This window comes from Lujinxingia sediminis, from assembly GCF_004005565.1.
Taxonomy (GTDB): Bacteria; Myxococcota_A; Bradymonadia; order Bradymonadales; family Bradymonadaceae; genus Lujinxingia; species Lujinxingia sediminis.
On sequence record NZ_SADD01000020.1, the window covers coordinates 50,837 to 59,781 of the forward strand.

4 protein-coding genes and 1 rRNA gene are annotated in these 8,945 nt (G+C 63.0%); 2 read left to right on the plus strand and 3 right to left on the minus strand.

Translation table 11 applies throughout. The features are described 5' to 3' along the window. Positions 1-240: 240 nt before the first annotated feature. Entirely contained in the window at positions 241-822 is a 582-nt protein-coding gene (locus EA187_RS19665) for an outer membrane protein (protein ID WP_115608392.1), read from the minus strand. Between the two features lie 215 nt (positions 823-1,037). Beyond that, on the minus strand, positions 1,038-3,572 hold the full coding sequence (locus EA187_RS19670) for a 5'-nucleotidase C-terminal domain-containing protein (RefSeq protein ID WP_127781404.1): 2,535 nt from the start codon (positions 3,570-3,572) through the stop codon (positions 1,038-1,040). Positions 3,573-3,894: 322 nt separating this feature from the next. On the opposite strand from EA187_RS19670, the gene EA187_RS19675 reads away from it, so the two are divergent. Together EA187_RS19675 and EA187_RS19680 are read left to right on the plus strand one after the other, a co-directional pair. Next, positions 3,895-6,468: a serine/threonine-protein kinase gene (locus EA187_RS19675; protein WP_127781405.1), complete on the plus strand. Its 2,574-nt coding sequence runs from the start codon at positions 3,895-3,897 to the stop codon at positions 6,466-6,468. A gap of 19 nt (positions 6,469-6,487) precedes the next feature. Beyond that, complete coding sequence (locus EA187_RS19680; protein WP_127781406.1) at positions 6,488-8,455, plus strand: WD40 repeat domain-containing serine/threonine protein kinase; 1,968 nt, start codon at positions 6,488-6,490, stop codon at positions 8,453-8,455. A 373-nt stretch (positions 8,456-8,828) separates the two neighbouring features. Here the strand turns inward: EA187_RS19680 and rrf are convergent. Continuing rightward, positions 8,829-8,945, minus strand: a 5S ribosomal RNA gene (gene rrf / locus EA187_RS19685).

Consider the following 8,945-nt stretch of genomic DNA (forward strand, 5'->3'; position numbering starts at 1 on the left):
CGCCGTGAGCCAACGTTGACGCCATGTCTGCTGCATCAAGAGCCCCCCTGAGCTGCGTTGCAAATCCTCGACGATGCGAAAGCATCGCCTTTGGTTTGCATCCTGCTCAGATCACGCTCGAGTTCGCATCCAGGGGCGTCAAAAGTGACTCACGGCGTTATACTTACGTCACGCTCGCCAATCCCCGAAAACATCCTGGACGGATCATCCATCAGGAACATCGGCGAGCGAGCTGTGCACTTAAAACCCGTAGTTCAAACCGACCATCAGGCTGAAGACGGACTCCTCGTCAAAGGTCATCCGCCCCTGAAGGTAAGGCACAAGCTCACTGCCGGTATCAAAGGTGGCTCCCACCAGGAGGTTCGCCGCGGTGAATGTATCATCGCTGGAGGTAATGACGTTATCGTTGCTGTCGAGCACCCGCGAATCGACGTAAATCACCGCCAGACCACCGCCCAGATAGGGCGTGACCACCGCGTCGAGCGCCAGATGCGCCAGGGCGTTAACGTCAAACTGCAAAAGCGTCGTCCTGGCGCGCGCCCCGAAGAGCTCGGAGCTTCCCGTAAAGAAGTAGCTCAACGCCGGGTTCACCGAGATCGCCACCTGGGGTGCCACCGCAAAGGTAAATCTGCCGTCGATCCCCAGCAGCGGAAACTCCCGATCGAAGTCATAGCCGGCCATCACCCCGACACTGTTTCCTTGAATCTTCTGCGCAGGCTCCTGGGCCGAGGCGACCCCGGCGCTGGCCATCATCAGCGCGCATCCCGCCAGAACCACTGCCATCGATCGCGTTGTCGTCTTCGCTTGCTCAGCCATCTTCATAGCTACCTCTCATACATTCGGGTCATATCTCAACACCTGATTTCAGCGCTCCTGATGTAGCACAACCGGCCGTGACGCGCGACTTGAACGCATCGCCAGAAGCCCGGCTTCAACAGAACAAAAAAACCTTTCACGTCAACATCATACACACCATTCCTCGTAACCACGCGTCGCACTCCGCTCCCCACGCACAGGTGCCCGGGCCATGCCGCCCCTCAAAAACTCTGACGGGTCGCCCCCCACTGGTAGTTCAGCCCCAGGGTCAGCTCGGTGTTGGTGCCCGGCTCCCCCACCGCCCCGCTTTGATAGAGGTAGGCGTTAAACGAAGCCGTAAAGAAGAACTGATCGAAAACCGCAAAGAAGAGGCGATTCGCACTGCGCAGCTCATGCACATTTTCGCGGGCGATACCGTTGTAGAAGTACTCCAGCTCGCTCTCCACCTGCACGGGCCGACCGAGCACATCAAGCAGGTCGATGCGCCGCAGGGTATAACCGGTGTTCAGACCCCAGCTGGCCTCCCCGTCGGGTGCCATAACATCGCGGCGGATGTTCACACCGACCTTCAGATCCAGCGCCTCGGCCAGCTTAAACGAAAAACCGAGGATGCCGCGCACATCCAGGCGATGCCAGGCCCGGCTCTCAGGCCGGTTAAACTCCGACTCAGCCTGCACCTCCACCAGCGGACCGGGCACATACCAGCGCCCTCCCAGATGGGAGCGCAGCGCCAGGTTTCGGTACTGGCTGCGCAGTCGCAGAAGATCGCGGGTCTCCTCAAAGGTGGCGCCCTCGGTATCCGCCAGGCGCGTGGTGGCGTACTGCACCAGAAGATCGTTATCCCAGCCGTGATCGCGGCTGTCGGCCCGGGCCGCCAGGCGCCCCTCCAGATTGACCTGGTCGGTGGAGGCCACCGTCAGCTGACTCTGCTCATAGCCTCCCGCCCCGCCCACCAGCGGGTTGGCCACGCTGACCTGGTTGTACGAAGCGTTGATCGAGCCTGTATACGTCCACAGAAACCGGCGATGCAGATCGGGAAAACTCCCCCGCGGTGAGAGCCCCACGCCGACCTCATCGCCCGCGCTCGTATTCACACCGGAGCGCGCATCGACGTAACGTACCACAAGTTCGGCGATGCTCGGGGAGCCCGCGGCCCAGGCCGGCGCAAAGATCCGCGCGTCCTTGAGCTCATCGGTCTCAATGACACCATCGCCCCCGGCAGCCAGGTAATCGTTGAGCACCACCGGATAGAGGCGATCGTCCCGAACCGGGCGGCCATTGACGCGAACCTCCTCGCCATCGAGCACCAGCCCGGCAGCGCGCAACTTCCCGCCCAGGTGGGTTGCGATGCGTTTGAGCGCCCGCCCCTCCATCTGCGCCACCACCACATCATTATCAAAGGGCAGGGCGCTGTAGACATCGGCCAACGTCAGCTCTCCGGTGAGCGGAAACTGCCCCCGGTCGCGAAAGGCCCCGGCGTTGATCAACGCCACCTCCGCGACCGCACTAAAGCGCATCACATTCATCATGAAGGTCTGCAGATCACCGGCCTCAAAGGGCATCTCCAACCCGGCATCAGCGGCCAGGGGCTGGCCCCAGTCTTCGCAGTAGGCGTCGGCTACAACTTCCAGAACTTCACGCGTGATGCGATCTTCGGGCATCTCCGTCACGTCGACCCGCCGCGGTCGCACCTCACGGATGCGGGGAGCCCCCGTGCCATAGTTCAAGCCCAGCTCTACGGTGTGCACATGAAACGCCCCGCTATCGGCCGAAACAACGGGGGTTCCGGTGGTCTCGGCCTGCACCACACCAAAACGCCCTTCCTCCAGATCGCGCTCATCGAAGAGGTGGCTTGCGACCATCAGGTCGATGCCCTCAATCGTACTGGCCAGCGCGTAGGCCCCGTCGAGCGCGTCGGCCTCGCGGGCGTGATACTGCACCACGGTGAGGTCGGCCTTCTCGCGCATCGCCCGGAGAAGCTCGGGTAGGACTGCGGCCGGCTCGGCCAGCGCCAGGCCCTGGCGCTGTGCGTCGGTCAGCGCTTCGAGAAGGTGGGGCGCAAGCAGCGAGGTGATCGCCACACGCACCCCGTCCCGCTCAACCACTTTATAGTGCGGCCCCACAAGCCCACCGGTGCTCTCACAGATCGCCTCGGCTCCGCCGAAGTTCTCACAGCGCAGGTTGGCCGCCTGCAGGTCCAGCCCCCGCTCCCGGGCTGCCCGCATCACTTCGATGAGTTCGCCACGCGGCGCGCTGAGCTCGCGATTCCCCAACGACTGCGCATCCACCGGAACCGCGTTGAGAAGATCGACCAGGTTGCGCGCGCCCTCCTCACCGCTGCGCATCAGATAGCGGCTCAGCGGTGCCGGATACATCGCATCCCCCGCGCTGATCACCACCGGCGCCGGCAACCTCCCCCCCTGCGAAAGCTCGCCAAGCGTGCGCACATACCCCACCTGGCGCGCCCGGTAATACTCGCGCATCTCGGCCGGCTCGCGGCAGTCCACCCGCGCCAGATCCCCCTCGGTGTTTCCTGTGAGCACCAGCGTCAGCTGCGAGGCCCGCGGCTCGGGCTCCATCTCAACCCCGGCGACGACCTCATGCCCCACCTCCTCGCCGGCTCGCTGCGCCTCCTCGTGCTCCACCGCGGGCGCCTCCACCCCGACGGCTTCCTCCTGCGCCCACCCGGCCACACTCCACGCCAGCGCCGCACCCATCACAGCGCATCCGACCATCCACCGACGCTCATCCATCATACCCACCTCAACCCACCATGTTCTTCTTCACATGTACTCGCGACCTGTGCGCGCTGCCCAACCGTCGACGGCCGCCTCACCAACGTCAAGTCAACTTCCCCTGACCGGCAGTCGACGTTGACAAGCTCACCGCCGATTTCCTACGATTCAGCGCGAAGTTGGCATCCTTTCCGGGCGTATTTCCGCGCCCCTGGTGAGCAGACGCTCGCCGGCTCTTTTGACGGGCATCGTCGCCCGCCCCCTGCAGCCAACGCACCTCTTATTCGCGCCCGCGCCTCACCTTGGGACGCGCCGCGCGCCCTGGCATCGGAATTTTGGGCTCATGAGCGAACCGGGAATCCTTCCAAAACCCGTCCCCTTCGGCAAATACTACCTCCTTGAACGCATCAACGTCGGGGGCATGGCCGAGGTCTTCAAAGCAAAAGCTTTCGGTGTCGAGGGCTTTGAGCGCATGCTGGCGATCAAGCAGATTCTGCCCAACATCGCCGAAGATAAAGGCTTTATCGAGATGTTCATCGATGAAGCCAAAATCGCCGTGCAGCTCACCCACCCCAACATCGCCCAGATCTTCGATCTTGGGCAGGTCGACGGCTCCTACTTCATCGCTCTGGAGTACATCAGCGGCAAAGATCTGAAGACCCAGTACGAGCGCGCACGCCGCATTGGCGAAAAGATCTCCATCCCGCGTGTCTGCTACATCATGATGAAGGTCTGCGAGGGGCTGGGCTACGCCCACGAAAAGAAAGACCCCCAGGGCAACCACCTCCAGATCATCCACCGCGACATCTCCCCGCAGAACATCCTGACCTCCTTTGAAGGGGAGGTGAAGATCATCGACTTTGGCATCGCCAAAGCCCAGGGCAAGACCAGCCACACCCACAACGGGATGATCAAGGGCAAGTTCAGCTACATGAGCCCCGAGCAGGTCCGCGGTCTGCACGTCGACCACCGCAGCGACATCTTCAGCATGGGCGTGGTCCTCTATGAGCTCCTCACCTTAGAGCGCCTCTTCACCGGTGAGAGCGACTTTGAGACGCTCGAGAAGATCCGCCGCGTCGAGATGAGCCCCCCCTCGCTCTACAACCCGCACATCCCCAAAGCGCTTGAAGACATCGTGCTTCGCGCGCTCAGCGGCAACCCCGAGGAGCGCTTCCAGACCGCCTACGAATTCGGCGAGGCGCTTGAGCGCTTTATGCGCGACCAGGGCTACTACTACACCAACAAAGATCTGGCCGCGTACATGAAGGAAGCCTTCAGCGCGGACATCGAGTTTGAGAACAAAAAGACCGAGTATTACCGCTCGCTCAACCTCAAACCCATCGAAGAAGCCCCGCGCCCTCAGGCCCCGCGCCGACCGGCCGCCGATCTGAGCTGGGGCGATGAGGAGATGGAGACCCAGATCTTTGGCCGTGAAGACGCCATCGCGATTGTCGATGACGCCGACATCGTCTACGCCGACGAGAGCATCGCGCGTGTCGACGAGAGCGCCACCCAGGTCCACCTCTCCGGTGCTCACGCCGCAGTCAGCGAAGAAGCGTCGACCCGCGAGTTTGAACGCTGGGATATGAACCTCGACCTGGGGCAGAGCCCGCGTCGCCATAACTCCCGACCGGGCGAAGAGCTCGATCTGGACCTCGATATTGAGCCTCGACGCAGTGCCCCTCTCACCTCTCAGATGCCCGCGGTGGAACGTCGTCGTGACTCCCATACCACCGTGCCCGGCGCTGTGACGGCCCCCCCTGCCAACTACAAAAAACGCAAAAAAGGCGGCGTCAATCCGGGTGTCATCGCCCTGGTGGCCCTGCTGGTGATCGCGCTGGGCCTGGGCGTGGTCTGGATGACCCGCGATACCACCGCGCCGGTGATGTTCGCCTTTGGCGAAGAGCCGGTGCGCATCTACGTCGACGGCCAGCTCGTCCACGAGGGGCCCACCCCCTACGAGTGGGAGGGAAGCGCCGGGACGTACACCGTGGCCGTGGAACGCGATGGCTTTGAGCGCTACGAGACCAAAGCCACACTCGTCGCCGGCGAGCCCACTCGCCTGGCCGAAGAGCTCACGCCACTGAACTACGCCAACACCGGCTTTAACGTCGCCAGCACGCCCGAAGGGGCAAAGGTCTTTATCGGCGATAAGGAAGTTGAAGGCATCACCCCGGTCGAGATCCGCGATCTGGCACCGGGGAGCTACACCCTGCGCGTCACTCTCGATGAGTACTTTGAGGCCGAAAAAGAACTCGAGATCAAACTCGACCAGGTCATCGACCACAGCGTGGCGCTCCGCCCGGCAAAGGTCGATCTCCGGGTCACCAGCGATCCCGGCCGCGCTGATTACACCATCTACACCGCCGAGGGCAGCGAGCGCGTCGCCCGCGGTCGCACCCCGGATACCGCCAGCGATCTCGATGCATCGCGCAACTACCGCGTTGTGATCTCGCGACGTGGCTACGACGACTGGGAAGGCACCTTTGAGCCGGGCACCGAGGCCGACGCCACGCTTGATGCGGAGCTTACGCGCACCGAGTCGGAGCCGGCCGTCGCCGACGCACGTCCCGCCACCGCCGCATCGGTGCCCGATCGCACCGGCTCTTCCGCCTCGTCGGGCTCCAGCCGCACCGAAACAGCTCGCGCCGAACCGGCGCGGGAGACCACCACGCGCCGCGAAGAGCCCGCACCAAAGCCTGCCAGCACCGGCACGGGCACCGTCTCGATCGCCTCGCGCCCTGCGGCGCGCATCTACATCAACGATGTGGACACCGGCAATTACACCCCGCTGATGAACCATCGCCTGCCTGCCGGTACCCACAAAATCGTGCTGGTGAACCCCGAGTTTAACCTCAATAAGACCTTCTACGTCGATCTGAAGCCCGGCGGCGAAGAGCGCATCATCAACCGATGACCACCCTGAGGGGGACCATGTGGTTCGCGCCCCGCTGCGAACGTCAGATCTGACTCACTACTGTGAGAGCTGCTCGACTCTGGTCGAGCAGCTTGCGCAGCATTGCGCCGAGTGCGGCGCAACGCTCCCGGCCGAGGGGTGGACCTCGATTCACGCCAGCCCCTACCCGTATCTCGGACGCATCCTCGACAGTCGCTACATCATCGATCGCTTCTTAGGGTCGGGCGCCTCAGGCCATGTCTACCGCGCGCGAAGCGTGCGCGTTTCACGCCTCTTTGCCATTAAAGTGGTCGACACCCGACGCTATGGCGATAGCGAAGAGGTGCAGCAGGACATGCTGCGAAGCTTCGAGCGCGAAGTCGACGCGCTCAGCCGCATCAGCAACCCACACGTCGTCAACGTCTACGAGTTCATTCACCTCAGCGACACCATCCTTGGCATGGTCATGGACTACCTCGATGGCCAGACCCTCGAGGAGCACCTGCGCCAGGACGAACCTCTGAGCATTCGGGACGCGGTCGAGATCACCCGCCAGATTGCCGACGGACTTCATGAAGCCCATCAACAGGGCATTGTCCACCGCGACATCAAACCCGAAAACATCATGATCGCCGCGCTCCCCGCCACCGGACTCTTCGCGCGGGTACTCGATTTCGGCGTGGCACACGTGGCCGGCACAGGTCAGAGCACCTATGGATTTCGCGGGACCCCGCTCTACGCCTCTCCCGAGCAATGCACCGAATCTCAACACCCCGACCACCGCAGCGATATCTACAGCCTGGGTTGCGTGCTCTTTCATATGCTCACCGGACAAGCTCCCTTTCCCTTCGCCAACGCATTGCGCGTGATGGAGGCTCACGTTGAAGCGCCACGCCCGTCCGCGCTGACCACAGCTCCTGGCCGACGCATCCCCCCCAGTCTCGATAATCTTCTCCAACATATGCTCGCCCGAGACCCCGACGAGCGTCCGGGCGACTTCTGGAAAGTCTATCAGGACTTGAGCGCGTTCCTCGATGGCATTCCCCTGCCGCATTTTGGCGACACACTTCCCGCCGATGCCGAAACTGTCGTCGAGCAGTCCCTGGAGGAGCCCACGCACCTCACTGGGCCAACCCCGGGTGACTTTGTCTCTTTGGCCGAGCGCACCTCCAATGAACTTGCGCACGAACGCTCCCTGCTCACCGAAGCCGACGCCCTGCCCCGGTGGACCGAGCGCAGTGACGTCGATATGGAGCAGCTCATCAGCGTCGGTCTTCCTTTCGCGACCGCGCCGATGCCTTCCATCACCGCGGCCGCTATCGATCGGGGTGCGCTCGGAGTGGTACTGGCCGACCACCTGATGCGCATCCATCTCCTTGGAATCAGCGGTCAGGGATTTTCCCAGAGCTTCAGCGTGCCGCGCCTGGTGGTCGCCCTTGAACTCGATCTCGCACACGCCCATCTCTACGCGGCAGACCTTCACGGCGACATCACCCGATACAACCCTTCAGGCGGTAGCGCACAGACCGTTGCCCGGCTCTCCGGATCCGTGCTTGCGATGGAACTTCACCCGAGCGGGAGCCATCTTCTCGCTGCGACCGAACGCGGCGAACTCATCAAAATCGATCTTCGCACCGGACGAACGCACACCCTGTGGTCGTTCTCACTTCCGATATCTGCCCTTCATCAGGACACCCGCGATGATCGACTCGTGGCCGGTCTCTGGGATGGAACGGTCGCCTGCCTTCGGCCTCAGACCCGAGAATTGGTCTGGCAGGTCCCTGTAGCGCGCGACGCTGTCGCATCGGTCGGCGTGACCGACGACCATCGCTATTTTGCCACGGACGCTCGCGGTGAGCTTTACGTCGGTCACGTGGAAAGCGGTAAATCGATCGCGTCCCACACCATCGGGCAGGAGTTGCGCGCAGTTCGCGCACGTCCCGCCGACGGCCTGATCGGTGTGACGCTCTGTGGCGACGACGCGCAGATCTGGCGCATTCAGCTCTAGATCGTATTACTTCGGATCGGGCGCCTGGCACCCGATCCTCGCGTTCGATCGAACCCCTGGCACCCATTCATCGCGTCCGATCGAACCCCTGGCACCCGATCGGGCACCTGGCACCCGATCGGGCGCCTGGCACCCGATCCTCGCACCCGATCGGGCGCCTGGCACCCGATCCTCGCACCCGATCGAACGCCTGGCACCCGATCTTCCCGCCCGATCGAACCCCTGGCACCCCTTCATCGGAATCGCCCCCTCCAGCTATCCCACCGAATCCGCACCAACTCGCCATCCCCACACGCCCCTTCCCCGACGTCAAAACACAAAAAAGCCCGCCCCCTTCTACCTACGTAGAAGGGGGCGGGCTTCGTAATGAAATGGTTGGCAGCGACCTACTCTCCCACGACCTCTCGGTCGCAGTACCATCGGCGCTGGAGAGCTTAACTTCCGAGTTCGAGATGGAATCGGGTGGACCCTCTCCGCTCTAGCCACCAAC

Bases quoted from the DNA above. Each gene is read 5' to 3' on its own strand.
- EA187_RS19665 (WP_115608392.1), bottom strand. From the start codon at position 822: ATGAAGATGGCTGAGCAAGCGAAGACGACAACGCGATCGATGGCAGTG.
- EA187_RS19670 (WP_127781404.1), bottom strand. From the start codon at position 3,572: ATGATGGATGAGCGTCGGTGGATGGTCGGATGCGCTGTGATGGGTGCG.
- EA187_RS19675 (WP_127781405.1), top strand. From the start codon at position 3,895: ATGAGCGAACCGGGAATCCTTCCAAAACCCGTCCCCTTCGGCAAATAC.